The 25,403-nt window shown below is 59.1% G+C and carries 27 protein-coding genes; 18 read left to right on the forward strand and 9 right to left on the reverse strand.

Features of this window, described 5'->3' with window-relative positions; genetic code table 11:
• Nucleotides 1-667: 667 nt before the first annotated feature.
• Nucleotides 668-871 (forward strand): hypothetical protein, encoded by a 204-nt coding sequence (locus tag ACSQ3L_RS30775; RefSeq protein ID WP_436163575.1) that lies wholly within the window; start codon nt 668-670, stop codon nt 869-871.
• Nucleotides 868-1,350, forward strand: coding sequence for a hypothetical protein (locus ACSQ3L_RS30780; protein ID WP_023801640.1), 483 nt, complete (start codon nt 868-870; stop codon nt 1,348-1,350). The genes ACSQ3L_RS30775 and ACSQ3L_RS30780 overlap by 4 nt, the downstream gene beginning before the upstream one ends.
• A 348-nt stretch (nt 1,351-1,698) precedes the next feature.
• Here ACSQ3L_RS30780 and ACSQ3L_RS30785 read toward each other — a convergent pair whose 3' ends face one another.
• Together ACSQ3L_RS30785 and ACSQ3L_RS30790 are read right to left on the reverse strand one after the other, a co-directional pair.
• Nucleotides 1,699-2,706, reverse strand: a complete 1,008-nt coding sequence (locus ACSQ3L_RS30785; RefSeq protein ID WP_436163576.1) for an RcgR family putative quorum lactone hydrolase — start codon at nt 2,704-2,706, stop codon at nt 1,699-1,701.
• Nucleotides 2,696-4,309 carry an RcgA family putative transporter gene (locus ACSQ3L_RS30790; protein WP_436163577.1) on the reverse strand — a complete coding sequence of 538 codons (1,614 nt, stop codon included), beginning with the start codon at nt 4,307-4,309 and terminating at the stop codon, nt 2,696-2,698. The genes ACSQ3L_RS30785 and ACSQ3L_RS30790 overlap by 11 nt, the downstream gene beginning before the upstream one ends.
• A 145-nt stretch (nt 4,310-4,454) precedes the next feature.
• Here ACSQ3L_RS30790 and ACSQ3L_RS30795 point away from each other — a divergent pair, with 145 nt between their 5' ends.
• The 3 genes from ACSQ3L_RS30795 (at nt 4,455) to ACSQ3L_RS30805 (ending at nt 6,562) form a co-directional block, all read left to right on the forward strand.
• Complete coding sequence (locus ACSQ3L_RS30795) at nt 4,455-4,838, forward strand: hypothetical protein (protein WP_436163578.1); 384 nt, start codon at nt 4,455-4,457, stop codon at nt 4,836-4,838.
• Between the two features lie 149 nt (nt 4,839-4,987).
• Nucleotides 4,988-5,833, forward strand: coding sequence for a class I SAM-dependent methyltransferase (locus ACSQ3L_RS30800; protein WP_436163579.1), 846 nt, complete (start codon nt 4,988-4,990; stop codon nt 5,831-5,833).
• Nucleotides 5,834-6,175: 342 nt separating this feature from the next.
• Nucleotides 6,176-6,562 carry a hypothetical protein gene (locus ACSQ3L_RS30805; RefSeq protein WP_436163580.1) on the forward strand — a complete coding sequence of 129 codons (387 nt, stop codon included), beginning with the start codon at nt 6,176-6,178 and terminating at the stop codon, nt 6,560-6,562.
• Between the two features lie 174 nt (nt 6,563-6,736).
• On the opposite strand, the gene ACSQ3L_RS30810 is transcribed toward ACSQ3L_RS30805, so the two are convergent.
• Genes ACSQ3L_RS30810 through ACSQ3L_RS30825 form a run of 4 tightly spaced genes read right to left on the reverse strand, consistent with a single transcriptional unit; the run spans nt 6,737 to nt 8,433 of the window.
• Nucleotides 6,737-7,069 (reverse strand): hypothetical protein, encoded by a 333-nt coding sequence (locus ACSQ3L_RS30810; RefSeq protein WP_436163581.1) that lies wholly within the window; start codon nt 7,067-7,069, stop codon nt 6,737-6,739.
• Entirely contained in the window at nt 7,066-7,278 is a 213-nt protein-coding gene (locus tag ACSQ3L_RS30815; RefSeq protein ID WP_436163582.1) for a hypothetical protein, read from the reverse strand. The genes ACSQ3L_RS30810 and ACSQ3L_RS30815 overlap by 4 nt, the downstream gene beginning before the upstream one ends.
• Nucleotides 7,275-7,835 (reverse strand): thermonuclease family protein, encoded by a 561-nt coding sequence (locus tag ACSQ3L_RS30820; RefSeq protein ID WP_436163583.1) that lies wholly within the window; start codon nt 7,833-7,835, stop codon nt 7,275-7,277. Before ACSQ3L_RS30820 ends, ACSQ3L_RS30815 begins: the two co-directional genes overlap by 4 nt.
• Nucleotides 7,816-8,433 carry a hypothetical protein gene (locus ACSQ3L_RS30825; protein ID WP_436163584.1) on the reverse strand — a complete coding sequence of 206 codons (618 nt, stop codon included), beginning with the start codon at nt 8,431-8,433 and terminating at the stop codon, nt 7,816-7,818. Before ACSQ3L_RS30825 ends, ACSQ3L_RS30820 begins: the two co-directional genes overlap by 20 nt.
• Nucleotides 8,434-8,676: 243 nt before the next feature.
• On the opposite strand from ACSQ3L_RS30825, the gene ACSQ3L_RS30830 reads away from it, so the two are divergent.
• The 6 genes from ACSQ3L_RS30830 to ACSQ3L_RS30855 are packed head-to-tail and all read left to right on the forward strand — an operon-like array spanning nt 8,677 to nt 14,301.
• On the forward strand, nt 8,677-9,381 hold the full coding sequence (locus ACSQ3L_RS30830) for a lytic transglycosylase domain-containing protein (protein WP_436163585.1): 705 nt from the start codon (nt 8,677-8,679) through the stop codon (nt 9,379-9,381).
• On the forward strand, nt 9,362-9,670 hold the full coding sequence (locus ACSQ3L_RS30835) for a TrbC/VirB2 family protein (RefSeq protein ID WP_352631185.1): 309 nt from the start codon (nt 9,362-9,364) through the stop codon (nt 9,668-9,670). The genes ACSQ3L_RS30830 and ACSQ3L_RS30835 overlap by 20 nt, the downstream gene beginning before the upstream one ends.
• Before the next feature lie 4 nt (nt 9,671-9,674).
• Nucleotides 9,675-9,977: a type IV secretion system protein VirB3 gene (locus ACSQ3L_RS30840; protein ID WP_029350972.1), complete on the forward strand. Its 303-nt coding sequence runs from the start codon at nt 9,675-9,677 to the stop codon at nt 9,975-9,977.
• Complete coding sequence (locus tag ACSQ3L_RS30845) at nt 9,974-12,385, forward strand: VirB4 family type IV secretion/conjugal transfer ATPase (protein WP_436163586.1); 2,412 nt, start codon at nt 9,974-9,976, stop codon at nt 12,383-12,385. Before ACSQ3L_RS30840 ends, ACSQ3L_RS30845 begins: the two co-directional genes overlap by 4 nt.
• Entirely contained in the window at nt 12,369-13,544 is a 1,176-nt protein-coding gene (locus ACSQ3L_RS30850; RefSeq protein ID WP_436163587.1) for a transglycosylase SLT domain-containing protein, read from the forward strand. The genes ACSQ3L_RS30845 and ACSQ3L_RS30850 overlap by 17 nt, the downstream gene beginning before the upstream one ends.
• 19 nt (nt 13,545-13,563) lie before the next feature.
• Nucleotides 13,564-14,301, forward strand: a complete 738-nt coding sequence (locus ACSQ3L_RS30855; protein WP_436163588.1) for a type IV secretion system protein — start codon at nt 13,564-13,566, stop codon at nt 14,299-14,301.
• On the opposite strand, the gene ACSQ3L_RS30860 is transcribed toward ACSQ3L_RS30855, so the two are convergent.
• Nucleotides 14,276-14,584 carry a hypothetical protein gene (locus ACSQ3L_RS30860; protein ID WP_436163589.1) on the reverse strand — a complete coding sequence of 103 codons (309 nt, stop codon included), beginning with the start codon at nt 14,582-14,584 and terminating at the stop codon, nt 14,276-14,278. The genes ACSQ3L_RS30855 and ACSQ3L_RS30860 overlap by 26 nt on opposite strands.
• Here ACSQ3L_RS30860 and ACSQ3L_RS30865 point away from each other — a divergent pair.
• The 6 genes from ACSQ3L_RS30865 to ACSQ3L_RS30890 all read left to right on the forward strand — a co-directional run bounded on the left by ACSQ3L_RS30865 (nt 14,562) and on the right by ACSQ3L_RS30890 (nt 21,901).
• Nucleotides 14,562-15,599, forward strand: coding sequence for a type IV secretion system protein (locus tag ACSQ3L_RS30865; protein WP_352898444.1), 1,038 nt, complete (start codon nt 14,562-14,564; stop codon nt 15,597-15,599). The two genes, ACSQ3L_RS30860 and ACSQ3L_RS30865, sit on opposite strands and share 23 nt — an antisense overlap.
• Nucleotides 15,600-15,696: 97 nt before the next feature.
• Nucleotides 15,697-16,413: a virB8 family protein gene (locus ACSQ3L_RS30870; protein WP_436163590.1), complete on the forward strand. Its 717-nt coding sequence runs from the start codon at nt 15,697-15,699 to the stop codon at nt 16,411-16,413.
• Complete coding sequence (locus ACSQ3L_RS30875; RefSeq protein WP_436163591.1) at nt 16,410-17,219, forward strand: TrbG/VirB9 family P-type conjugative transfer protein; 810 nt, start codon at nt 16,410-16,412, stop codon at nt 17,217-17,219. The genes ACSQ3L_RS30870 and ACSQ3L_RS30875 overlap by 4 nt, the downstream gene beginning before the upstream one ends.
• 359 nt (nt 17,220-17,578) lie before the next feature.
• Complete coding sequence (gene virB10 / locus ACSQ3L_RS30880; protein WP_436163592.1) at nt 17,579-18,664, forward strand: type IV secretion system protein VirB10; 1,086 nt, start codon at nt 17,579-17,581, stop codon at nt 18,662-18,664.
• Nucleotides 18,661-19,698, forward strand: coding sequence for a P-type DNA transfer ATPase VirB11 (gene virB11, locus ACSQ3L_RS30885; protein ID WP_436163593.1), 1,038 nt, complete (start codon nt 18,661-18,663; stop codon nt 19,696-19,698). Before virB10 ends, virB11 begins: the two co-directional genes overlap by 4 nt.
• A 28-nt stretch (nt 19,699-19,726) precedes the next feature.
• Nucleotides 19,727-21,901 (forward strand): type IV secretory system conjugative DNA transfer family protein, encoded by a 2,175-nt coding sequence (locus ACSQ3L_RS30890; RefSeq protein WP_436163594.1) that lies wholly within the window; start codon nt 19,727-19,729, stop codon nt 21,899-21,901.
• Nucleotides 21,902-21,917: 16 nt separating this feature from the next.
• Here the strand turns inward: ACSQ3L_RS30890 and ACSQ3L_RS30895 are convergent, their stop codons facing one another.
• Together ACSQ3L_RS30895 and ACSQ3L_RS30900 are read right to left on the reverse strand one after the other, a co-directional pair.
• Complete coding sequence (locus ACSQ3L_RS30895) at nt 21,918-22,199, reverse strand: DUF2285 domain-containing protein (protein ID WP_436163595.1); 282 nt, start codon at nt 22,197-22,199, stop codon at nt 21,918-21,920.
• Between the two features lie 359 nt (nt 22,200-22,558).
• The gene (locus ACSQ3L_RS30900) at nt 22,559-23,554 is read right to left on the reverse strand and encodes a helix-turn-helix domain-containing protein (protein WP_436163596.1); all 996 of its coding nucleotides are present in this window, start codon (nt 23,552-23,554) and stop codon (nt 22,559-22,561) included.
• A 300-nt stretch (nt 23,555-23,854) separates the two neighbouring features.
• Here ACSQ3L_RS30900 and ACSQ3L_RS30905 point away from each other — a divergent pair, with 300 nt between their 5' ends.
• Nucleotides 23,855-25,366 (forward strand): DUF1254 domain-containing protein, encoded by a 1,512-nt coding sequence (locus ACSQ3L_RS30905; RefSeq protein ID WP_436163597.1) that lies wholly within the window; start codon nt 23,855-23,857, stop codon nt 25,364-25,366.
• Nucleotides 25,367-25,403: the final 37 nt, after the last annotated feature.

A 25,403-nucleotide genomic window follows, 5' to 3' on the forward strand; every position in this document is an offset into this window, starting at 1 on the left:
CCGTTCTAGCTACAACCTCTTGGAAATCCGGCCTTCGCGCCGGGTTTTCTTTTTGCCTATCAGTTCTCCTACGATTCGATGATTTGCCACGGTAAGCGGCACGACGCATAAATTAAAGTAAAAACATGATTGCCGACAACCTCGGAATACGCGGTGCCGCCGAGGCGGTTCGGCTTTGCGCCGTCGGCGCATCCGTTCCCGGCCGATCGCCTTCGCTGCACAGGGGAGGGCGGCTTTCGCCGCCCCTGTCGTTAACTATTCGTCGCTGTCGTCAGTGTTTTCATTCGCTTCGGAGCGAGGATGGACGCGGGTGAATATCGCCGCGATAACATCGGTCGTGTAGACCGTCTTGCCGTCCTTTTCGTTGGACGAGTTTGCCAACCCGGCCTTCCACGTAAAAGCTGTCGCCAACGTTCACGTTGTTCTTGATCCAGTCGGCGCGCGTGCCGCTCAGGATCGTGACGGCAAGGCGAAAACTGGTAGGGGGACCACTCACCCGAAGGCCGGCGCAAGATTCTCGCACGCGGATCCGCAGCCGGTCCTGCACGGAGCCGGCGCAGTCGCGGAGGAAGAATGGGGGATGCCGGTTTTCGCCTTGTTGGGGAGAGGGGGCAGAGCCCTCCTTTCCCCTCTAGCGACAAAGGAGTTGATACTTTAACATCGCTGCATGAGCGACCTCCAACAGATCTCGGACATGTATTTTGAGGAACTGCGCGAACGCGCAGAGCGCGAGGGGATTGACGCTGCGTTGCATGTGGCAGCGATGACGCTGGCGTTCTATCAGAACAGCGCCAGCACTGGATTTCATCGGCGACAAGGGCCGTTGCTGGTCACGCCGACGACAGAGGTAAACGAGCCGGAAGAACCATGAACAATGACAGCGTGTCACTCTTTCGAATGCGTGCGATCGCCCCCGCAGCGATCATCACTCTGCTGGTGCCCGGATTCACGTTTGCGCAGGCAGGCAATCCGATGTGGCAGTCAGGATATAATTGGACGTGCGAAGCGACGGCCCGCACGATCTGTGAGCGAGACGGGACTTGCAAAATCGGCGATGCCGGCGGTGTGAAGTTCGAGATCGAATATGAAAACAGCCGTGCGCTGTTTCCCGACGGGACGGTGAAGATCAAGCGACACTACCGGCAGACGGTCAATGACAGTCCCCTGCAGGCGGAGGTGAAAGTCGAACTGGCGGACAACCGCGTCCTGTGGTTGACGGCGGTTGATGCGAGCCGCACTTACTCGCAAGCCTGGACGGGAGCCATTGTCGAACCGAAAGGAGGGGTCGTGCTTTCGATCACGCAAGGCGTTTTTTGCCTTCCAGAATCGGCGGGAATGCCAAAGGGATGACACCGCACAGTTTGACCCGAAGGCAGCGTCGAGAACTCCGATGGTGGGCCGCTGAACTTGGCAAGGATCAGCAAGGCAGCGTGCCTTGCGTATCGTGTCACGGCGTCGGGCTGCAGGCGCTCGAAAACGATCGCGAAGCCGCCGTGATCAAGAACGGTGTGGGGTACGCAGCTGAGCCTTGCCGCCGTTGCGCCGGCATGAAATTTTTTCGCCGCTAGGGGAACTGTTCCCGTCCAATCGAAACCAGCCAATCGCCGCGTCCGGACCGGCAAATAGCAGCCAAATTGTTCACCTCTGCGACGTTGTCGCTCCCCACAGCTTCCCCGGATTTAATGTGAGGGAAACCGCTCAACGGGCGCGCCTTAGTAACCGCTTCAAGCTCAAACCGGCCAACAAAATGTAAGGCGGCATGGCGAGCGAATAGTGACCACAGTTTAAAGCCAAAATATTTGGCCTAGCCCCGGCGTCCTTCAGCCTCTGCATGAACCTCTCCGATAGCTCTGGCAACACCACTTTGTCTCTCTTAGCCAACACAACCTGAAGATCGAGATCAGGCCGTGCCAAACTATGCGCGTAATTCTCCAAGTTAAGTGGACCCCAGGCTCTTCTGAGATCGGTAAGCTCAATCTCAGGCTCAAGGCTATCGCGTATCGATCGTGTCGCGCGGCCCGTCCAAACCATATCCGCTAGACTCCCCGCCGTCAGAAACAACGAGGCTTTTGACACAGCCAAGTCGTGTGCCGCGACTATGGCCGCAACCCAGGAACCTAAGCTCATTCCGAGAACCGAAATCTCTCGATAGCCTTCGCTTTTCAACCAACGTATGAGTTTTCGCCCATCCAACACTGCCTGCCTTACAGATTGGATCGTTCGACCGAGATTCGGGCTAAGCATATAGTCGGCGTGCACGGAGCCGGGACGGCTGCGTTCGAAGTGATAAGGCATAGCAATCTCGACAACCGTGATACCACGCCGCGAGAAAAAGTCGGCAATCTGACGATTCCGGGCGCTTGCATTCCAATGGTGAAAAATCACCATCGCCTGATCGAACGACCCGCTTTCTGTGATTTTCGCCGAGACGACATTGTTTTGTTCGATATCAGTAGAAATGTCCGATGGAAATTTGAGCCACCCATCTAGCCTTTCAAAACCCTGATCACTCACACTCGGCTCATCGAAAAAGGCTGGATCAGTCACGGCTTGGTCCGCAAGGGCACAGAATTCCTCGATACTTGTGATCCTCTTCGCACCCGGAAAGGCGCGTTCCGCGTCAAGGACGAAATCCGTTGGTTTCTTCCCTTCCTCTCCGCGAAGGGCCCGGCGTTCGTCCCAACGATCGAGCCAACTATGAAACACTCTGATCGTTTCCTAACTCGCTCGCTCGCCAGCGGCCTAATCCTGGATCGAACAGGCCATATAGTGCGACTAGCACTGAAATGGCCAGAAGGGTCGAAAAGCCGGCAAACGCGTCGATCAACAAGTAGCTGACAACAAGTAACGCCACGACCGCCGACATCTTCCACAAAGGCGCATGAAATCGACCTCCGACACCTAATCGGATGGAGCCATACAGAAATACAAAACAGGTCGAAATAACGATAAGAAGGCTGCTGTAATGCGTCGGCATACGATAGCGGAACCCGGTGCTCACATCATCGCGACCTTGGAACATCGAAGACATATCGCCGACCAACCACGCCACAATATTCTCACCACTGGACGCCAGATAAGAGCTTTGGACCTTCATCCATATGGCGACCAGAACCCCCAAAACAGTACACCGAAAAACCCCACGCATCACTGTGAGGCAGGCTTCATTGAGATCTTGCTGATGATCAACATGCGGCAGCTTCTTCAATCCGCCTCCAATTCTCCAAAGATCATGAACAACCGTATAGAGCAAAATGAGACCTGCGAAGAAAAGATAAAACACTAGGCACATGTATAGGTAAGCGAGCCCGGTAAAAACGACTGTTTCGGGGACAGATATGACCTCGGGACGCACAAGAGCTATTTTTCCCCAATCCATGGCATAGTTGCCACCGCCCTTCATCAACGGGATCAAGGACACGCCGATCCATTGAAAAAGACCCGCGAACAGCAAGCAAATCAAAAAAGCCGACCAATATGTGTACGAGGAAGCGTCAACGTTGCGCAACCAGGCGTCGCCGCTTTCCACCTGATCGCCCTGCGCTGCGAGCTTTCGGCGCCCCTCACTTTTCCAGAAGACCAGCAACTCTATAACGAAGAAGAAAAACAGCGGTAAGAACACCATAAAGTCGAGTGTCCAATTTACGGCCCAAAGGAAGCCAACCTGCTTAACGAGCCCGTCCGCTCGCTCGTAGGTGACGTTGTGGATACCAATGATGTAGGACAAAAAGCCGAGGGCGGTCATGCCGGCAAACACCGACGCCGGTAAATTCAGGGGAGATCCGTGACTAAAAAACGCCTCCGATTTCCTCGCCAAACTAAAACGCCGCCTCGGCCCCTTGGCGTCAGTATCCCGTGTCAACTCTGCCGGGGAGTCTGTCTCGTCATCGAAGGTCGCGGTCAGTGCCTTATCTGGAATCTCCTGTGCAGCGCTGCTTCCGGCTCTCTTCCATTCTCGTCTCTTGGCCGATAACCGCGATTGCGCCGCACTAAGCTCCATCTGCCATTCGCTAGTTGCGACCGGATCATCGCATCCAAAAATCCTCGCCAGCCAACGAATGTTGGCAGTGCTAATTCCCTTCTCGTTCTCTTGAAACCAAAGCTGCACCGTTCGCAGATCGACCCCAACCCGGTTGGAATCAATCTGTGAAATCGCCTCTGCAAGAAGCTCGGGCGTCCATGGGCCTGCAGGAAACCCGTCTTTGCCCAACGGCCGACCCGCACCCGCCGCCGCCAATCGTTTGAATAATTCTTTGAAATCACTCCCGTCTCTCGGCGGGGGGAGAAATAACTTTCCGTTCCTAAACAATGACTTATAGGCTCTGGTTTCGTTCCGTTTCGCTAGGCTTCGTATCCTATCGTGCCTTCGTCCTCAATCAACGTATTTATCAACTCGATGCAACTACGCAGCGCGCTTCCAAGCCTTGGACATGCGCACAAGGAGGATGCGCGATATGGCTCTGGCTGTAATAACGTTTAATGGTGAACGCCTTGAGGATCCTATCACTGAAAGGCCGCTGACAACGATACTTCGACGGCATCGTCAGTTGAGAGAGCAGGTGGAGCGTCTGTGTCGGCGTCTCGTCGAGTGCGAGACGGAAAGTCGGTTTTCAGCGCGGCTCGAGATGCGACTGAACGAGGTCCTTGCCCAGGAAGAGCATGCACGAGACGAGATGCTTCGATTTGCGGTCGAAAGCATCGAGGATTGCGCCGCCAAGGCCGAGCACCTTCGGTGGTTGCTCAACGAGGGCGACAGCGGATTGGAAGACGCCGATTGGAATCTGCTGTTGCAGTCGTTTGTGAATAGTACCCCGGTGGCCGCCGGCGCTTTCTCCTAAAGCTTGCGTGCGAACGCCAAAGGGTGCCTGCCAGAAAACGAAGATTTTTCAGAAGGCGCCATCCTCGCCGTCGCGAAAGGGGTGGAATCTTGCTGTCTGAGCCGACTGCCGGAATGCACAGGTAGCGCCAGAAGGAGACGAAACCGCCTTTGCTGTGGCTGACGAGGAAGGTAGTGTTTGCTGTTGAGATAGAGGGACAGGACGTGGCACAGCTCATGTACGACGCCGGCGCCGCCGCCGGCTATGAACGGGCGTTTGCGCGTGTCTCGTCGCACTTCATCCCCTTCCTCCTGAGAGCCGGTCATGTCGCCTCCGGCCAGCGCGTGCTAGACGTCGCGACTGGCACGGGATTGGCGGCTAAGGCAGCTCTCGCAATCGTTGGAGCGAGTGGCCACGTCACGGCGGCAGACATTTCACCGCACATGGCGGCGCGGGCACAGGAACGTCTGACCGGCGCTCCGAACGTGTCGGTATGCGTCGACGACGGTCAAGCGCTTACCTTCCCTGCTAAAACCTTCGATACTGTGTTGTGCAGCTTGGGGCTGATGTTTTTCCCGGATCCTGCCCGCGGTCTCGCCGAGTTCCACCGCGTGCTCCGCCCCGGTGGACGCGCTGCTGTATCCGTCAACACTGTGCCAGAGCGCTCCTACAATACTCGAATCCATCCAATCATTGCTCGCCATGCCGCTTCGCTGGCGCCAGCGGCATCCCAAGTGTTTTCGTTAGGCGATGCGGCGCGACTGCGGGCCCTCTACGTTGATGCCGGCTTTCACGACGTCGAGGTGACCACCGCCACTCATCACTTCGGTGTACAATCCTTCAACGAGTACTTCGAACACATCGAGCGAGGCTGGGGTTCCGCCGGGCAGGTGTTCGTGTCGCTCCCCGAGGAGGTCAAACGCGCCGTGCGCGAGGATGTGCGGCGCGACGTCGGCGATACGGGAGGACCGCTCCAGATAGAGGTGGAATACCGGTTTGCAAGCGGGCAGAAATAGCACCCGTCTCCCGAAGTTGTGTCGATGCTGGCTGGCATGGGAAGCAGATGTTCGTCCAACGTCTGAGTTGGGTCATGGGCGTGAGTTCGGCCGAGCGCGAGTGAACTTCCGCAAAGGTAAACGTTTTTCGCGTTCGACCTCCGAGGGGAATTGATCGATCGAACTGGTCCGCGACAAGCCCGATCCAGGCGGTCGCACTGGCATGCCCTGGCTGTAAGGCGGACGACAGTGCGACCCATCCTGACAGGAATGCGCCAACTGTCGTGCTACGATGAGCGCGGTCGGCCGGTGTTTACGATACCGATCTGCCAGCCTGCCATGAAGTGAAAAGGACAGTTCACCATGTCCGGGATCAACCGCCGCGCCTTGCTTCTCAGCTCCGGGAGCGCCGTCATCGCCTCCACGATTGCGGCAACGGCTCACGCCGGAGAGCCGCGACGCCGGGACCGAGAACCGTCCCGCGACCTGCGGGCGCTGATAAAGGCGCACAAGGCAACGTACGCGGCGTTCGGCAAGGCAATCCAAGAAAGGGACGGCAGTAATCGCGAACACGACAGAGCCAGCCGGGCCGAGGAAAGGGCACTGCTGGCTGTCTGTGCCTATCCTGCGGTCAGGGAAGGTGATCGCCGGGCCAAGGCCAGATATCTTTTGAGGATCGAGGGCCGCGGTGAGCTCGACTTGGCAGAGCACATGCAGGCTCTTCTCCGTTCGACAATGTGGAAAGGATAGGGGACTGGCTTCCGCATCGCGGAACTTGGACGTCCGTGCCTTAATCAGAGCTTCGACAATGGTCGATGTTGCTCCAAGGCGGCCTATGTGCGGACGCTGCTGCGCGACGGTGCGAGCGGTTTGGACGAGAAGGACTGGGAGACGCTTTTGCAGTCGTTTTCCAGCTCGTGACGGTTATTGATAGAGCGAGGCCATCCAGCCGCTTGGGGTTTTAGAAAAGCCGACGATGGATTGTCTCTTTCTTTGGCCGCCGAGTCCATCATAGGTAACGTCAACGGCGCATCGTACACCAGGTCCCAAGGTGTCTTTGTCGCATTGCCCCAAGGACAATTGCAGATTCGGCCAATCATTGGGCTTGGCGGCTTGAAGCGACGCGCGAGCTTCTTCCTCAGTGGGAATTTCCCATTGGGAGTTCCCAGGCGCCGACGATGTCAGTGCATAGGTCCCGCCAACTCCTATGGCGATACCGATCACGAGAGCGATGGCGCAGGATGCGATGCCGTTCATGAGTGCCAAAAACTAAGCAGCAAATCGCCTAGAGAGGGAAATTGATTGCAAACCCACGTGAGAGCCAAAAGGAAAATGATGGCGGCTACAGCCCAACCGTTACCGCTGTGGAGATCGGCGAGATCGCGTTCAGCTTGCTTTTGCGCTTCCAGCCCTTCCGAATGCACTATTGTCATAGGGCGATTGTAGTGGGAATCTGGCATGGTCATTGGCCAGCTCCTTTCGAAGCCGTGGGCTGCGAGGTCTGCAGAAGCGCCTGGACGGGATGTGGGAATTTATAAGCCCACAAGCCCTCACCGGCCCCTTTTGCCGTCAGTTCTGCAACAACATAGCCCATGTTGACAGCGTTGCCATCGGGATAGGTTGCCGCAAAGGCGAAGCCCGAAGAAATCATGGCTGTGCCAACATCGATTGTCGAACCCTCGATCTCGGCGGCGCAAACTGCGAAAATCGCGTCGTCCCGCGCTCGCCCGATCGGTTGGCAAGTCACTGCCGCCGTCTGAAACAAGCCTCCGAGCTGGGCCAGCGAAAGACTTCCGCAGTCGTGTTTGTTACCGGCAGCGTCCGTAGCTATGCTGCCGCGTATACATGACTGGACGCCATACAGGCGGTAGACCTGACCATCGGACTCCCAGGTGTCGCCGGTCTGCAACGTGATATTCTTAGGAACGGCGAAGCTCGATGCCACCTGCTGGCCATAGGCCGGAAGCAAGGTTGCGGCGATTGTCGTAGCCGTCAAAAGAATGTCACTGGCTCGTATCGCCAAGGCCCATTTCCTTTCCTATGACGGCCGACTCGAGGAGGTCGGGGCGAAGCGGCTTGCCCTTCTTGTCAACAGCGATCTGAGCAAAGCCCTGGAAGACCATCGAGTCGTCGTCGTTGGCGACGAGGAACGGATCGTTGTTCGACCCTTGGCCAACGCGGGCGAAGCAGGACACAGGATCGGGCGTTCCGGGCGTCGATTGCAGGACCAGCGTCTTGCAAAGGATTACGCTGGCGCGCTTGTTGTAGATCGTGCCGGCGTCATCTTTCGCGGCGTCTTTGCAATCCCACGTCTGCACCCGATTGTAGATGACCTTCTTGGACGGGCAGGACGTGAGGCCGCGCAAGACATATTCGACGCCGTTGATCTTGCGATGGGTCGCGTCAATGATTTCGACGGGAGAAGAGATCTCGTCGACGTCGCGAGCGAACAGCTTGCCGGATGCATCGTAGCGTTCAAGGACGAAGACCTTCTTGTGGGGTTCGGCGAACTGGCTGAGATATTCAACACTCGGTTCGGCGAATGGTGACGGCTCGTCCTGGGCGGATGCCGCGCTCATCGATGCAGCGGCGGCAACCAAGGCGGAAACGAACATTTTCATGACGGTATTCTCCGTTTTATGGCTGCATCTGGGCGCGGCTGACCGAACGCGTCAAGCGGCTGGCGCGGGCAGCGCCGAAGGCGCAACACGGGCGGCTTGGACGCGCTGAGGTCGCCCGCGCTATGGTCAGCAGCAAAAGGGGCGAATTACCGACGAGAAAGAAAGCCATGGTTGTAGTCGCTTGTTGACGAGCAGGATTGGCGCGGTTATGACGTAAGTTAAAGTAATAACCGGAGCGACGCAATGGCCAGAGTTTCGTTCGTCGGAATTCTTGTGGCGGGGGTTGCGCTAGCAACACAGGGCCATGCGCAGGATGCCGTCCCTCGGCAGGCTCTGCAACCGGTAAATGTAGCAGCCCGCATGGCAGCGGCGTTTCGGAACGAGAAGCCTGCCGCGCACACCGTGACGTTGAGTCATCAGTCGCCTGAGACGCAGTCGCCAGCGGCAACCGAGTGTCCGGCAGTCGACAGCAAGGCCGTTAGCGACCTCGTGCGCGCGGTGGCGGCGGAGGAAGGCGTCGATGCTGACCTGGCCGATGCGGTGGCTTGGGTCGAAAGCCGGCATGGCGCGGCGCGCAAGCAATCGTCGGCGGGCGCCGTGGGGATCATGCAGCTGATGCCGGGAACGGCGGGCGATCTTGGCGTTCGTGACAGGTGTGATGTCGAGGCGAACGTTCGCGGCGGCATCAAATATCTGAAGCAGCTCTACGGTGAGTTCGGCGACCCACTGTTGATGCTCGCCGCATACAACGCCGGGCCTGCAAACGTTCGTCAGAGCCGGGGCATTCCGGAGTTTCCGGAGACAGCCGGCTACATCATCAAGGTTCTCAACCGCTGGAAGCTGTCAGCCGTGGTCGGCTCGTCGCAGCCGGCGAACGTGTTTGAGGTCAATGGAGAAGGGAAAATCGAAAATGCGTGGAAGGACGGACATGTCATTGAAGTGGAGTAAATTCACGCTGCAGTTCGCGGCTGCCGTTGCAATCGGCACGATTTTGCAGCCGGTCGCCGCCTTCGCTCAGGACGCGGCGCCGATCGAAGGTGTTTTCGATTGGCTGGTCGGCGTCCTGCAGGGCAACATCGCGCGCTCTATTGCGATCATCGCGGTCTGTTTCCTCGGGTTTATGGCAATGACCGGCCGCCTGGCCTGGCCGCTGGCGTTCTCGATCGTCGTCGGCATCGCTTTCGTGTTTGGCGCCTCGACACTGGTCGACGCAATCCGTGAGACCGCCTCGAGCTAAGACCATGAACGACAACGAAGACGACCTGCCGACGGCCGAGCCTGTGAGCCTCGCCTTAACGCGCCCCTTGATGGTGTTGGGGGTGCGCTACGAGATTTTTTGGCTGAACGGTTTGATCGGCGTCGTGTTTTTCATCGCCACCAGCAACATTCTGCTTCCGCCCCTCGTGGCCGTGATCGGCCACGGGGTGTCGGCCTATCTGTGTCAGCGCGACATTCACATGTTTCATATTTTCGAGCGCCTTTTTCTGACCAAGCGGGCGATGGGAAACACCTCGTTTTGGGGAGCCAGGAGCTATTCTCCGTGAGCATCAACGCTGATTTGAAATATGGCAAGCAGCGCAAAAAAGAGCAGGGCGTGAGTGAACACGTCCCTTTTTTGCGTCATGTGGATGATAATGTATTGGTGACCAAGGCGGGCTTTCTGGCCTGCATCATCCGCATGGGCGGTCTGCCGTTCCAGACGATGGACCAGTCAGAGCTCAACGCCCGTGTCCTGAACCGCAACACCACATTCCGCAATCTCTCGTCGTCGCGCTTTGCCGTCTATGCGACGATCATTCGTCGTCACATTACGCCGGACATCGAAGGTAGCTTCGACAACCCGTTTGTCGCTGAGCTGGACGCGCGTTACATGGAGGCGCTGTCCTCCAAAAACCTGTTCGTCAACGAAGTTTACATGACGGTCATACGCCGGCCGATGGCCGGCAAGATCGGCTGGGTGGACAAGATCTTTGATCAGTTTCGTTTGCAATCGGCCGGCGAGGAAACCCGCGCCGAAGCACTCAAGGAACTGCACGATGTGACCGACAGCATCGTGCAGGATTTCGGCGCCTATGGGGCACGCAAACTTGGGGTGGTCGAGCGCAACGCCAGCGTATTTTCAGAGCCTGGGGAATTTCTAGCGAAGATCTTGGCGGGCGCCGATGAGGTGGAAGTCCCGCTGCCCCGAATGAGCTTGGCTGAGGCAATTCCGACCCGGCAACTGCTGTTCGGGCGCGAGGCGATCGAAATCAAGGGGGCAGAGCCCTCCAATTCGAAATTGGCCGCGATGATCTCCATGAAGGAGTATCCCCCCTACACAACGCCGGGCGGCCTCGACGGGCTTCTTCGTTTGCCTCATGAGATCATCATTACACAGTCCTTCGCCCTGGAGGACCGCGTTGCCGCAATAGGCCAAATCCGCAAGATCGGTCGACAGGTTGTCGGCTCTGATGAAGGGGGCACCTCGGTCGAGCAATCCGTTCACGACGGCATGGACAAGCTGGCGCAAGGCGAAGTCGTGTTCGGCGACCATCATCTGACCGTTTGCGTGGTCGCTCGGTCAGTTCCGGAGCTCAACAAGGCAATTTCCGACGTGCAGTCGGAAATGTCGCGTCTGGCGATCATTCCGGTACGAGAGCGCATGAATATGGAGCCTGCTTTTTGGGCGCAACTGCCCGGGAATTTCAGCTACATCGCGCGCAAGGCATTGATCTCGTCGATGAATTTCGCGGGACTGTTTTCGGGGCATAATTTCCCGTCCGGCCAGAAGGACCGGCTGCATTGGAAACGTCCGATCGCCCTGCTCGAGACGACAAGCCAAACGGCCTACTATTTCAATTTCCATGTCGACGACGTGGGAAATTTCACGGTTTTTGGCCCGACCGGCTGGGGCAAGACCGTGGCGATGTCCTTCCTGCTTGCTCAAAGCATGAGGGTCGAGCCTCGGCCGCGCTGCGTATATTTTGACAAGGATCGCGGCGCGGAAATCTTCGTACGGGCGCTCGGCGGCCGCTATGAAGTTCTGCAGCCCGGTGTTCAAACCGGGTTCGCGCCCCTGCAGCTGGATGACACGCCGGAAAACCGGTCATTTGTCGATACGTTGCTCCAATATCTGCTGAAGCCTGACAACGGCACATTGGAGCCCGCCGAGATCCGCGTGATCGGCGATGCGGTCGACCAGATTTTCAGGATTCCGAAAGAGCGGCGCGTCTTTTCGATGCTGCCGGAGCTTCTGCGCGGTCGTTTGCAACCGGGGATGAACGACCTGACACAACGGCTCGAGCCGTGGCTCGACACGAAGAGCAGAGGCTGGCTCTTCAACAATGCGACCGACCAACTCGACTTCTCGTCGGCGGTGGTCGGCTTCGACATGACCAAAATCCTGAACGAGCCGAAAATCCGCACGGCGGCGCTGCTCTATATGTTTTTCCGCATCGACCAGGAGATAAACGGCGATCCGTTCCTGGTATTCCTTGATGAAGGCTGGAAGCTCCTGGATGACGACGTTTTCGTCGAGTTCATCAAGGACCTGTTGAAGACGATCCGAAAGCGCAACGGCGTGGTCGGCTTCGGCACCCAATCCGCGGACGATGTTGCAAAGTCGGCAATCTCGAACACGCTGATTGAGCAAACCTCCACCAACATTTTCTTCCCGAACCCCAAGGCCGATCAGGAATCCTACCGCAGACGGTTCACCTTAACCGCCAAGGAGTTTCGGTTTGTCAGGGAGACGGCGAAGGAAAGCCGCGCGTTTCTTGTGAAGCATGCGTCGGATTCGATCGTCGCCAAACTCGACCTTTCGACGATGCCGGACCTGGTGAAGGTCCTGTCGGGCAACGAAAAGACAGTTCGCGAGTGTGAGGAGCTGCGCAAGCGCTATGGCGAAGAGCCGACCGCGTGGCTCCCCTATTTTTGTGGATGGGAGACGGAAGCGGATGAGCAGGCAGCGTAGAGCCGGCCCGACGGCCGTATTGTTCGCAACGGCCGTGACGGCGCCGATGCTCATCGCCCCGAGCATTGGTCTGGCACAGATCGCTGTTGAAGACGATCCCAACCTCGTCGAGCGGAAAAAAGATGAGTTCCAGAACGACAGTTCCAATGAGGACAAGAAGTCTGAAACTGGACAGCGCAAGGCCGTCGTCTGCACCTATTCGAACAAATACCGGAACGAAATGTTTCGGCGCTCGCCGCAACAGGCGCTCGCGCATGATGCCGGCAATGTGTCGCTCATCCGGCACTACGCAAAGAAGTATGGCATTTCGGAAGGATTGGCGCTGTCCGTGTCCTACCAGGAAGCGCGCTTCGACACCTGCGCCGGCAGCCATACCGGCGTGAAAGGCGCGATGCAGCTCACCAAGGGGACCGGACGTGGCCTCGGCTTCGATCGCGACATCAACGAACAGAACATTGAGGGCGGGGTTAAGCTGCTGAGCCAGGCGGTCAAGAAGTGCGGCGGCACGAACTACGCATGCCTTGCCTCCTCCTACAACGGTTCGACGGCGGCCGAACAGGCCAATTGGGCCGCCGGCGTCGGGCGTTGGCACGGTTATTTCAATGAGTATGTGGGGTCGGGTAAGGCGCCGGCGGCCGCGCCGCCGCCTTTCAGCATCCAGGTCAGCGGCACCGGTGCTGCCGGTTCTGCGCAGACGGGCGGTGTCAATGCCGTCAACAAGACGGCCGCGGGGCTCGAAACAAGCGGCGCGCAGCGATCGCAGTATTCCAGCCTAATCGAGACGTTGGCGGCGGGTGTCGGGACCAAGGAAGAATACATGGACGCTTGGGACGAAAACTCCGCGGCGCGCGGTTTGAATGCCGACCTGCTCAACCAGCTAGTCCAGGGCTCCGCAGCGGTGAACGACCTGTTGAACGCCCGTCTTCTGCAGCGCAACACCAAGCTTTCTCAGGTGTCTAAATTCGGCACCAGTGCGGGCACGGAAAACCCCTTCACCTGCGATCCCGTCATCCTGGGCAAGCTGGAAGTGCCGGACCATTTGTGGCCCGGCTGCGCCAAACGCGTCGTGGGACCGGGCGGCGCTGAAGAAAACACACTGGTTCCAAATGCCAACGCGGCGGCGGGTGCTTTGGAAATCTTGCAACGCAACGCGCAATAGACTGAAAGGAGCCCCCATTATGAAACGGACTGTTGCAGCATTGTTATTCCTGGTCGCGTCGACTGCGCTCGGGAATGCGCAAATCGCGGTCATCGACGGCGCCAATCTGGATGTCGCGCGAGAGAACGCCGAGAACACCAATTCGATCATGAAGAGCAATGACGACATCCTCGAGAAGTCGAAGGAGATCCTGCAGGCACTTTCCGGGACTCGAAACGGATCGCTCGGCATCGGTCAACAGGGTCTCGGCGGGGGAATGTCGATCGCCTCCGCACCATCATTCGGATCGGTTCTCAATGGCGGGACGCTTTCCTTTGGCGGGCTTGGAGGTCAGGCACAACAGATCGCCGGCGCCGTGATCAACGGCCTGCAGTTGGTCAAGCAGCTGAAAGCCGTCATCGAGGGTGAGGACCCAGGCACCGTGAACAGCCTTTACAGCGGCAGCGTCAACACCTCGGCACTGCTGGCCGCACTGACGCAGCAAGCGTCCCAAGGCGTGACGACCCGGGAACAATCGTTGCAGTCCGCGACCGGCCAAATCGGTCAGGCGGAGAACGTCAAGGGTTCGGTGGACGAAAACACGCGCATGCAGCTGGAAACCGCGCGCTCGATCAATGAGCTGATCGGCGTCCAGAACGGCGCGGTATCGGCCCTCAACGAAGACCTGAAATTCCGGCTGACGCAACAATCTCAGGTACAAAAATTGCTGCAATTCAAAGATGTGAACCCGTTCAAGGATGCCGGTGGTTCGCAGTAGGCGAATGCCTTATGGGGGCGAGTTCGCCGGCACCGGTCCGGGGAACGGTGCCGCCGATCGAGACTCTCACGGCGGGAAAGCTCATGAATTCTAGGGTGTTTTTGGCGCTGATGATCGCCGCGCTGGCAACTGCCTGCGCAAGACCTGGCCGTGAGCTCAAGGCGCCTTGCGGCCCGATTTCCTCGTATGCGGCCAACGACGAGTGCGGCGAGTTGAAGCCGGCAAACTCGGCATTCGACAAGGTGATGTCGGAATAAGACATGAGCCCCGTTTCGACCATCATCAGCGACCTTCTGAGCGGTGTCGATCAGGCCGGGGCTCGCTTTGTAGAGGTCCTGTACAAGCGCATCGGCCTTTATAGCGAAAACCTGTTCTTCGCGATGCTGCTCCTCTACGTGGTCATTTGGGGTTACATGCAGATTTTCGGCCGCTCGACGGCCTCGCCGCTGGAGGCCGCGTGGCGCCTCGGCCGCGCGATGTTCATCTACTGGATGGTCACGAACTGGGCTCCGTTCTCCGAGACGATCTATACGCTCGTCCAGTCGATCCCGGAAGTTCTGGCCAACCGCATCGTCCAAACGATTTCGTCGACGACCGGCACTCAGGTCTCATCGGTCGATGCTGTGCCGGCAATGTTCGACGCCCTCTACGAAGCGACGTTGCGGGTGGTGCCCGAACTCTACACGTCAGTGTTGACCGATTTCTTCGGCGCCCTTCTGGCGATCATCATCATCATTTTTACGCTGCTATTCATCGGCGTCGCCGTAGCGGCGATTATCGCTGCAAAAGTCCTTCTTTTCATCATCCTGGCTCTTGGGCCGGTGTGGATCATCATGGCCCTTTTCAATTATTCCTTCAAATTCACCGAAGGCTTTTTCTCCGTCACTGCGAATTTGGTGGTGCAGCAGTTGCTGATCTACGGCTTCCTGGGTTTCTACTACTACATGGTTCAGCTCTCCGTTTCCGCGATGGAGGGCGGCGCCGGGACCGACATAACCGGCAAGCTTTCTCACGTGATGCCACTCCTGCTGGTCACGCTGGTCGGGTTCTATGTTCTGTTACAAATACCCATCATCGCGGGCATTTTGACCGGGAGTGGACCGATAGGTACCGCCGGAGCCATTCACGGCATTCGGCGCTCGGCAAGGGGAACGGTGGACAACGCAGTTACGCGGACCGCGACGCGGGCTGGCAGTTCGCTCCTTAGGAGATCAGCTGAAGGACGCCCCCGATTTGCGGCTGATTTGGGGAAGGCAAGCATTCAACGCGAGACGGCCAAAAACGCGTCCTCGCTATAGGGCCCACGGGCAGACGGTAGAACGCGCCGAATTCGTCATCAATCGCTTGCGATCTGACGGCGGCGAGAAGCGAGTTTGAAAGCAAGGCTAAATTAAAGTGTCAAACGAACCGACTGAAACTGGCTTGGTCGACCAGCGTTATTACCAGCAAGGCAAATCGTGGGAAGACGACACCCATCGCCGTTTACGACGGTCACGAACATTCGCTTGGCTGCTGGCCGGGGTCTTCGGCGTCATGGCGCTTCTCTCACTGGTGGCGCTCGTCCTGCTTTTTCCGCTCAAGCAATACGAGCCCTATATGGTCGCTGTCGACAAGACGACCGGCTACCTCGAAATTGCGCGAGCCCTGAAACCGGGTGACCTGGCCCAGGATGAAGCGGTCACGGCGGCGAACATCGTGCGCTATATCAGGGCGCGCGAGACCTATGACCCGCGCATGATCAAATCGAATTTCGATCTGGCGCAGCTCTATTCGACCGGAGCAGCCGCCGAAGATCTCGTGCGGGAATTCACGCCCTCAAATCCGAACTCCAAAGACAAGCGCTTCGGGACCGACACGACCATCAGCGTCACGGTGAAGTCGGTGTCGTTCCTGAATCGCACGACGGCAACGGTCCGCCTTTCGACCGAAGAGAAACGGCAGAACACGACGCGGCGTGAGCACTGGGTGGCGGTCGTCAAATTCCGCTACACCAGCACGCCGCTCAAGAACGAGTATCGGTTCGACAATCCATTGGGCTTCCAGATCACGGAATACCGGCGTGACCAGGAATCGCTGCCCGAGGCCGCACCGGCCGACAGGACGGTCCAATGAGGTGGCGGCCGAGAACGGTCGCGTTGTCGGCCGCACTTTGCGTTGCGTTGTCAGGCCCGGCGCTGTCGCGCGACAACCGAATTCGCTACGTCACCTTCAACAACGACAATGTCGTGACGGTCCAGGCGGCGATCGGCGTCTCGACGATGATCCAGCTGAGCCCGACGGAAGTAATCGAAACGATTTCGGCCGGCGACACGATCGGTTGGTCGATCGTCCCGAAGAAGGGATCGGGCATCCTGTTCGTCAAGCCGCTGGTCGAAAGGGCCGAGACTAACGTCAATATCGTCACCAACAAGCGGGTCTATTCTCTGCTCCTGGTCGGCTCGCGCGAACCGTCCCTGCGGGCATCGTTCCATGTTCGCTTCAAATACCCTGACGAGGACGTGAACGCGCGGCTCCTCGCCCAGGCCGAAGAAAGCGTCCGCAATCCATCGCTAAAGAACATCGACCCGTCGATGCTGAATTACGACTATGCCTATCGCGGTGATGACGCGCTCAAGCCGCGCGTCGTGTTCGATGACGGAACGAAAATGTTCCTGCAATTCACAGGCGACGTGCCGGCGATCTTTGTTGTCGAAGCCAAAGGCCGTGAATCTCTGGTGAACCTGCGCACCGAAGGCGAATACATGATCATCGACAAGGTTGCGCAGCAATTTACCCTGCGGGCCGGCGACAAGACGTTGTGCCTCTACAACCGTCAATCCCCATCGCAGCGCATGCCGGACCCGATTGGAGACATTTATGGCCCGGCAAAACTCGACAAGAAGAGCGAGCGTGGGCAGTTCGAACAGAGGAACCGCTGATGTCGAACATAGACTATCATGAGCTCGACGGCGGTAGCCCGGTTGCCCGGCGAAATGCAGGTTTGGGCACGAAACTCGGCATAGCCGGAATCGGGCTGCTTCTGGCCGGTGGCCTGTTGTATATCAATTGGCCGAGCGGGCCGTCCGACCGGAACGCGACATCGAACGAGGACGAGGCTTTCGAGACCTCGACTTTTCAGCCGCGCGAGCCGGCGACGCCGGCGACGGCATTGCCCCCGCAAGACCAGATTGTCATTCCGCCTCCTCCGACTCCGCCGCCGCAACAGTCGACCGATGTCGACCAGACGGTCGCGCCTGGCGTCGATCTCGAGGAGCAGCGCCGCTTGCTCGAACAGCAAATGCGCGAGGCCGAGGCACGCCGACGTGCCGAGGAAGAGGCCCGTCGGCGGGAGGAGGAAGCGCGATTGGCGGAGGAAGAACGCAAGCGCAAGGAGCAGGAAGAAAAGGAGCTGTGGGAGCGGCTGCGCTCGAACCAGATCGTCACCGACGGGGAACAGGACGCCCCGACAGGCGACGCGGCCGCGGCCATCGCCGGCGACGGACAGCTCAGTCCTGTCCCTGGGGCAGACCTGGACCCCAACAAGGCATTCCTCGCCCAGGCCGAAAGTAGTCGGAACGCTCAGGCGACGGCGACGAAGAACTACCGCACGGATGCCCTGATTGCAGAGGGCACCATGATCCGCGGGTTTCTTGAAACGGCCATCAACACGGACCTGCCCGGCATGGTCCGTGCGGTTGTTCGCGAGGATGTGTATTCCCTTGACGGCCGCCGCGTGTTGATCCCGAAGGGATCTCGGCTGACCGGCGAATACAAGTCCGGCATTGCGCGCGGCCAAACGCGCGTTTTTATCGTCTGGAACCGGATGATCCGGTCCGACGGCGTGTCGGTCAACATCGGTTCGCCTGGCGCTGACAGCCTTGGCCGTGGTGGCATGGCAGGTCGTGTCGATCGTCACTGGCTGGAGCGCTTCGGCTCGGCGATCGTGCTGTCGATCGTTGGCGGTGCGGCGGAATACCTTTCGGCGCTCGCTGACCCGAGCGGCGGCCGGCGCCAGGAGACCATTACCCGTGTCGATCCTATCACTGGCGAAGTGACAACGATCACGATCGATCCGGAGAGGACGGAAGAGGAAGCTCGTCAGATCGCTATCGAACGCTCCGCAAGCACGATGACCGAACTTGCCAAGGAGGCTTTCGAGGATTCGCGCAACATCCCGCCGACGATCTATGTCGACCAAGGGACGTCGGTGATCGTTTTTGTGCGGCGCGATCTCGATTTTTCGGAGCTCTACGCCGATCCGGTCCAAGAAGAGCTGGCGAGACTGAAACGCGGCGGCAAGCCGCGTGTCGCGATCGACCCTGTTCCCCTCTACATGACGCCGAAGGACAACTGGTTTCCGGCAGCACCCCCGGTGACCAAATGAACATGATCAAACACCCGGTCGCCGCGTCGGGCCCATATGCCAAGTTCCCAATTCTGGAAATGGAACTGGAACCGCTTCACGAACTGCTACGGCAGGACGATGTTTCCGAGCTTTCCGTCAACAGGCCGGGCGAAATCTTTGTCGAGCGGCTTGGCGCAACGGAAATGGAGCGGATCGCCAACGCCAGGCTGACCGACAAATGGATTCGCAATCTCGCAACACTTGTCGCCAGCTCGACCAATCAACAGGTGAATGAGGAAAAGCCTATCCTCTCGGCGGCGCTCCCCAGCGGCGAGCGCATTCAGTTCGTGCTGCCGCCGGCAGCTCCGGACGGCGGCGCAATTTCGATCCGCAAGCAGGTCATCATGGACATGACCGTCGACGACTACGCCAAGCGCGGCGCCTTCGAAGAAACGCGCATGGGCAATGAGCTCGGCTTGTCGGAAGAAGAAACGGAACTGGTTGAGCTAATCGGCGGCTCCGATCCGATGCAGTTTCTCGAGCATGCGGTCAAGAACCGCGTGTCGATCGTTGTTTCGGGCGGGACGTCGACCGGCAAGACGACCTTCTTGAACGCCTTGCTAAAGCTTATTCCTTCGAGCGAACGGATCATCACGATCGAGGATACGCGCGAGCTCAAGCCCGTCACGCCGAATACGGTCGCCCTGCTCTCCTCCAAAGGCGACCAAGGCCTGGCGAAAGTCGACGCGCAAAGTCTCCTCGAGGCATCGCTGCGGATGCGACCGGACCGGCTGCTGCTCGGCGAACTGCGCGGCGCGGAAGCTTTTTCCTTTCTGCAGGCGATCAACACGGGACACCCCGGATCGTTGACCACTGTGCATGCCAATTCGGCGCGCGCCGCCTACGAGCGCCTGGCGCTGATGGTGATGCAGGGCGGTGTGAAGCTCTCGCGCGACGAGATCATGGATTACTTAAAAGAAGTGATCCCGATCGTGGTCCACCTCTCGCGTCGCGATGCCGGCCGGCGCGTTGTGAGCGAGATTAAGTTCACAAAGGCCGAACGCCTCGGCTGATTCTAAGAAGGCGGACGAATGAGGGCCGATGGCACAGATCATCAAGGGATTGGTCGTGACGCTCATGGTCGTGGCCGTGGGCGTTGTCTTTTTCGCCATCGCCTATGCCGGCGTCCATTGGTACGAAACGGGCTCCTTTGCCCTGATTGAGCATCTCGACCAGGATCCCTTTGCCACGCTGCGCCGCGCCCACGCCGATGTCGCCATTCTCGGCCGCTATCAGCAGGCGCTTTATGCGGCCGGCCTGGCGCTGATTGGCGTGATGGTGCTGGCGGTCATGACCGTGCTGATGTCGCGCAAGGCATCGAACGATGCCAAATTTCTTAGCTTGGCGGAAGTCAATCGGGCCGGTTTGACGAAACGCGGCGGCGTCTTCATCGGCCGCGTGGGCGGCAGCCTTGTGAACGTCATCGGCGCGTTCACCCAACGCGGTTCTAACAAGAGGCACTTGACCAAGCCGAAGTTCATAGGCGGAAAAAAGCTTTGGGTCGATGGCGACGACGTCGGCGGCTTCGTCGTCGGGCCGCCGCGATCAGGCAAGGGTGCCGCGCTGGTCATCCCGAATGCCCTGCTCTGGCCGGATTCGCTCGTCGTGCTGGACATGCGGGGCGAGACCTATCAGGCGACAGCAGGCTATCGCTCGACCTTTTCCAAGGTCATCCGGTTCTCGCCGGCCGACGAAAAAGGCGAGACGGAATGTTACAATCCGCTCGATTTCATTAGCCTCGACACCGACCAGCGCGACATCGACATCCGCAACATTGCCGCCGCGCTCTTCCCGCGCCCTACGGCAGGCGAAACCTATTGGGTCGACGACGGTCGCATGCTCTTTGCCGGCGTGATCTCCTACGTCATGGAGACGCCCCGCCTCGAGGACAGCCAGCGAACGCTGCGCCAGGCGCTCCGCATCATGAATGGCGCCGACCGACCGTTCCTGGAATGGATTCAGGCACTCCGCGACGAGGAAGCGAGGGAACTTTCCGACTACACGCTACAGATGCTCGCCAGCTACGCCGACATGTCGGACAAGCAATTTTCTGGCCTGTTCGGCAGCGTGAGAACAGGCCTAAATCCGTTTATGAACGAGCGGCTTTTGCGCGCCACCGACAAGAGCACGTTCGACATCCGCAATCTCAAGCGGGACAAGGTCTCGCTCTATCTGGACTTTCGCATCGAGCAAATCCGCTCGATCGGGCCATTGTTCAATGTCCTGATCACTCAACTGATGAACTATATGGCGAAAGAGGTGCCCAGGCGGGGTGAGCATCGCGTCCTGATCTTGCTCGATGAGTTTCAGAACCTCGGAAAACTTGAAAACGTCATGGAAGCGGCCACCATCCTCGGCGGCTATGGCGTGCCGACCTGGTTCTTTGTCCAGTCGCTCAAGTCGGTGGACACCATCTACCGCGAGGAAGGCCGCAAGACGCTGGTCAACTCCGCGCGGGTCCAGGTGTTTTTCGGCGCGCAGGACGCCGAAGACCTGAAATACATTTCCGACACCCTTGGCGAGCGCATGGAGGTACAGAAGGATGTCAGCAAGACCCAAGCGACGATGTTCGACATGCATCACACGCGCACAGTGCATGTGAAGCAGGTCCGTCGGTCGCTGATGCGCCCCGACGAGATTCGCACCATGAGCCGGAACAGTTGCATCATCCTTCCTCGCGGCTCGCATGCGATTTTCGGCACCCGCAATTTCTATTTTGCCGACGCTGAGCTGTCGAAACGTGCCTGGATGCCGATTCCGGCCTTCAAGGCGGCGGCCGCCAAGGTGGATAAGGAACCGGAGGCCGGCCGGAAAGCAGCACCACCGCCGAGTCCCGGTTCTAGTGACATGTTGGTTCCGCCGCGGTTTGCGCGCGCGAACGAAGCGGCGCCGGCATTAACGCGGCCCCGCGGTGCCGTTTTCGCGGCCAAGGCTGGCAGGCGCCCTCCCCCGCCGGCGCGTCCGGTCACCGTGACGACCTATATTGCAGCTAACCCTAAACCATCAACCAGTCGGCCAACCCTCCCTCGGAACAAGCCTGACTTGGCTGCGATTACGCGCGCCGCCGGGCGCAACCAGGCAGTATCGACAGAAGCACAGGCAAAGCTTGCGGAGGCAATCAGCCGGGCCGCCAAGGTCGCCGCGAAGGCGGACAATAAATCGGAAGCAGACGCCGGCTTGCGCGATCTCGAGACGGCCTTGCAGGGCGTTGATTAGTCAAGACCCTGAAAAGTCAGTGCGGCGCGCCGCCTTGAAAAAGATACTGACGTCCGGTCGTCGTCATCCAGCAGGCCCGCGCCAGGTGGGTTTCCGAAGCTCTGTGTGCCCGGTCCGGTTCGCGGTCAGGATCCATATGCAGTACGACACGCGCCACTTCGCGCCAATCGGCATCCTCCGCCGCTGCATCGAGCAAACGCAGATAGGTCACAAAGTGTTCTTCGTCATAGCCCGTTAGAATTGGGGATTTGGGTGCCTCGTCCGCGACATTGGGATCAAGCGGCGGTTTTATCGGCATAGCGACTGCTCCTTATCGTCGCGACCGCCCCGCTATGCCAGCGATCGCTCACCTGCCATTCGCCTTGGTACATGATCGGTCCGTTTGTCAAATTCACAAGTGAAGTGTAGCGCGAAATGAGATCTGGCGACCCAAGCGATTCATCGCGCGGGAAGGTCGCGGAAGCGGTTGGAAAGTACGGTTCGTCCCGTCCATCTGAACGAGCAAGGAGCGCCGTGAGCGGTCGATCCGGCGCGAGTTAGCAAATGACTGAGATGGGGCCGCTAACGGACTGGCAGCTTCTGGGTTTCGCAACGAAGATGCGGACATTCAACCTGCTGGGATTCAGGTCGTGAACTGACCCCGAGCGGACACGCGCATCAGTGCAGCTTTGCGGCTGCGGCCTGATTTATGCCGGAAGCCTTGGAGAGTGTGGCCGAAGGCAGTTCTGCAAACTGCCGCTTATAATCGGCGGCGAACTCGCCGAAATGCCAGAAGCCGAGGCTGCCCGCAGCGGCAGTGACCGTCTGGTCGTTGGCGGGATGCGCAAGGACGCGCCGCACAGCGTTGAGACGCAGTTCAAGGAGCAGGGCCCTGGGCGAACGTCCAAATGCCTCCACGCAAGCTAGGAACAGCGTTCTTTCCTTCACTCCAAGCACCTCGCACATGGTGCTGATGCTGATCGGAGTGTCCAAGCTGCCAAGCAACATGTCGCGCAGTCTGAGAGCCACACGGGCCCTCCGGTGCAGCGGCTCCGCAACCTCGGTGGATGGCACGATTCCCAGGACGACATCGACGACCTGATCTTCGATTGCCGCCAGAACCGGCTCGGGGACTGCGTCATCCCCACGGTCCACCAGCGTCTTCAGAAGCCTGGCCAACGCGATGCCGCGGCGCACGATCTCGCGCTCGGCAGTTTTCCACGGCCGGTCCAGATACTTCCGACCGAGACCCGGTTCGCCTCTGCGGATCTGCATCCACCGCTCGATCTGGCCGACCGGGATTGCTGCCAAGGCGAGGTCGGTCCGCCCGTTCGCTGTGAAAGCAATGTCGTGGCATGGTCCGACCAGGAGCGGTTGGCCTGACGCCAGTTCGCGGCCTCGCACGTGAACCGAACCTTCGGCGACGATGGGAAACGCGATGACCCAATTGCGAGGCGGGGCACTGCCGCGGAACATGATTCCAGGGCTCCAGCTTTCACGGCCAAGCTGCAAAGTGTTCAGAACGGCTTGAGTCAGGCGGCCTGTGAATTTGCCACGGCCGACGTGGTCGTATTTCTGGTCCCAGTCGACTGCGCTTGCGGCCATCAGATCGAAGTCCGAGTAGCGGGACTCGATCGATGCAAGCATCTCAACATGGCGGGGTTCAATGCCCACTACGGTATCCTGTCGTCCCCGACAGCGCTCATCGGGCCAGTGTCAGCTTATGCGCCATGGCCAACGTTAGCAATTGATTGCGCCTGGTACCGGCGCTCGCTCTTGCAGGATTCCGATAGCGGCCCGCTGTGATGAAGCGTATCGCTTTACCAGACCAGCCACGTGCGAGGAGCGCACACTGCGTTGGCGCAATGCAGTCACCGAGGCTCCTATCAAAAGCGGCTATTGCCCGGGCGCGATATCTCGCGACTGACTGCCCCTCGTTTCAGCAGACAACCCAACCCACGATGGAGAGTAGCCATGAAATCGCAGTCCCTTGTCGCGACGCTCGTTTTCGCGCTGGCGGCGACCACCGTGCTGGCGCAGACCGGGCCGAAGATGAAGATGACGACGGACATTCCCGAAGCCATCATGACGCCGGATACGGTTGATACGCGCCTCGGCACGTTGAAATTTGACGACGGCTTTCCAGACGATGCCACCGTCCAGAAGGTCTATGACAATCTCGATTTCCAGCGCGGTGTGCAGGCGTTTCTGACCGCCATGCCGGGCGCCTCGCTGGTGGCAATGCGGCATTCTCTGCGGGAGCTCGGCGCGGTGAACGGCAACATCATACCCGTCTCCGATACGCTCCTGGATTCCAAGGCGATCTGGCTCACGCCAAACGCCGACACGGTCTACGCGGTGAACTGGATCGACCTGACGGACGGCCCGGTGGTCATCGAGAGCCCGCCCGAAGCGCTCGGGATCTTTGACGACTTCTGGTTTCACTACGTGGCCGATCTCGGATTGGTAGGCCCCGATCAAGGGAAGGGCGGCAAGTTCCTCTTCCTGCCGCCTGACTACACAGGCGAGGTGCCGAAGGGGTACCATGTCTTCAAATCCCGCACCTTCGGCAACTGGTATCTGTCGCGCGGGTTCCTGGTCGATGGCTCCCCGGAAGGAAGGGTGGAAATCATCAAGAAGAACACGCGCATCTACCCGCTGTCCCAGGCGGCCAACCCCCCGGAGCAGAAGTTCATGAACCTCTCCGGGGTGCCGCACAACACGGTTCATGCAAACGACTTCGGGTTCTTCGAAGAGGTCAACCAGCTCGTGCAAGATGAGCCCAGCGAGGCGATGGACCCCGAGACGATGGGGCTGCTCGCTTCGATCGGTATCGAGAAGGGCAAGCCTTTCGCGCCCGATGCGCGGATGAAGAAGATCCTTACCGAGGCGGCTGCGGTCGGCAATGCCACCACCCGAGCCATCCTGATGAAATCCCGGGACCAGGCCACCTACTACTACCCGAATAGCGGGTGGAGCAACCCGCTCTTGGTCGGCGGTTACGAGTTCCTTCAGCAGCCCGCTGTGCGCAGCTTGGATTCGCGCACCGGGTCCTACTACTACTTCACCGGCAGCACCCCGGCGATGTCGATGAAGATGATCGGCGCTGGCTCGCAATACGCGTACACCTTCGTGGATTCTGAGGGCAAGCGGCTCGACGGCGCCAAGAATTACAAGATCCACCTGCCTCCGAACATCCCGGCGAAGCGCTTCTGGTCGATCATCGTGTACGACACGCAGACCCGGTCAGACCTGCAGACCGACCAGCAGTTCCCCAGTGTGGGCAGTCAGAAGAAGGATCTCATCGTCAACCCCGACAGCTCGGTTGATGTCTGGTTCGGCCCGACCGCCCCCGCAGGCAAGGAAGCGAACTGGATCCAGACCATTCCCGGCAAGGGCTGGAACCCCATGCTTCGCCTCTACAGCCCGCTCGAATCCTGGTTCGACAAGACGTGGCGGCCGAGCGAGGTCGAACTCGTGCAGTGACCAATGCAATCGAACGTCGAAGACACGATGGAGACCT

Source organism: Mesorhizobium sp. LjRoot246, assembly GCF_964254115.1.
In the GTDB taxonomy this organism is placed as follows: Bacteria; Pseudomonadota; Alphaproteobacteria; order Rhizobiales; family Rhizobiaceae; genus Mesorhizobium.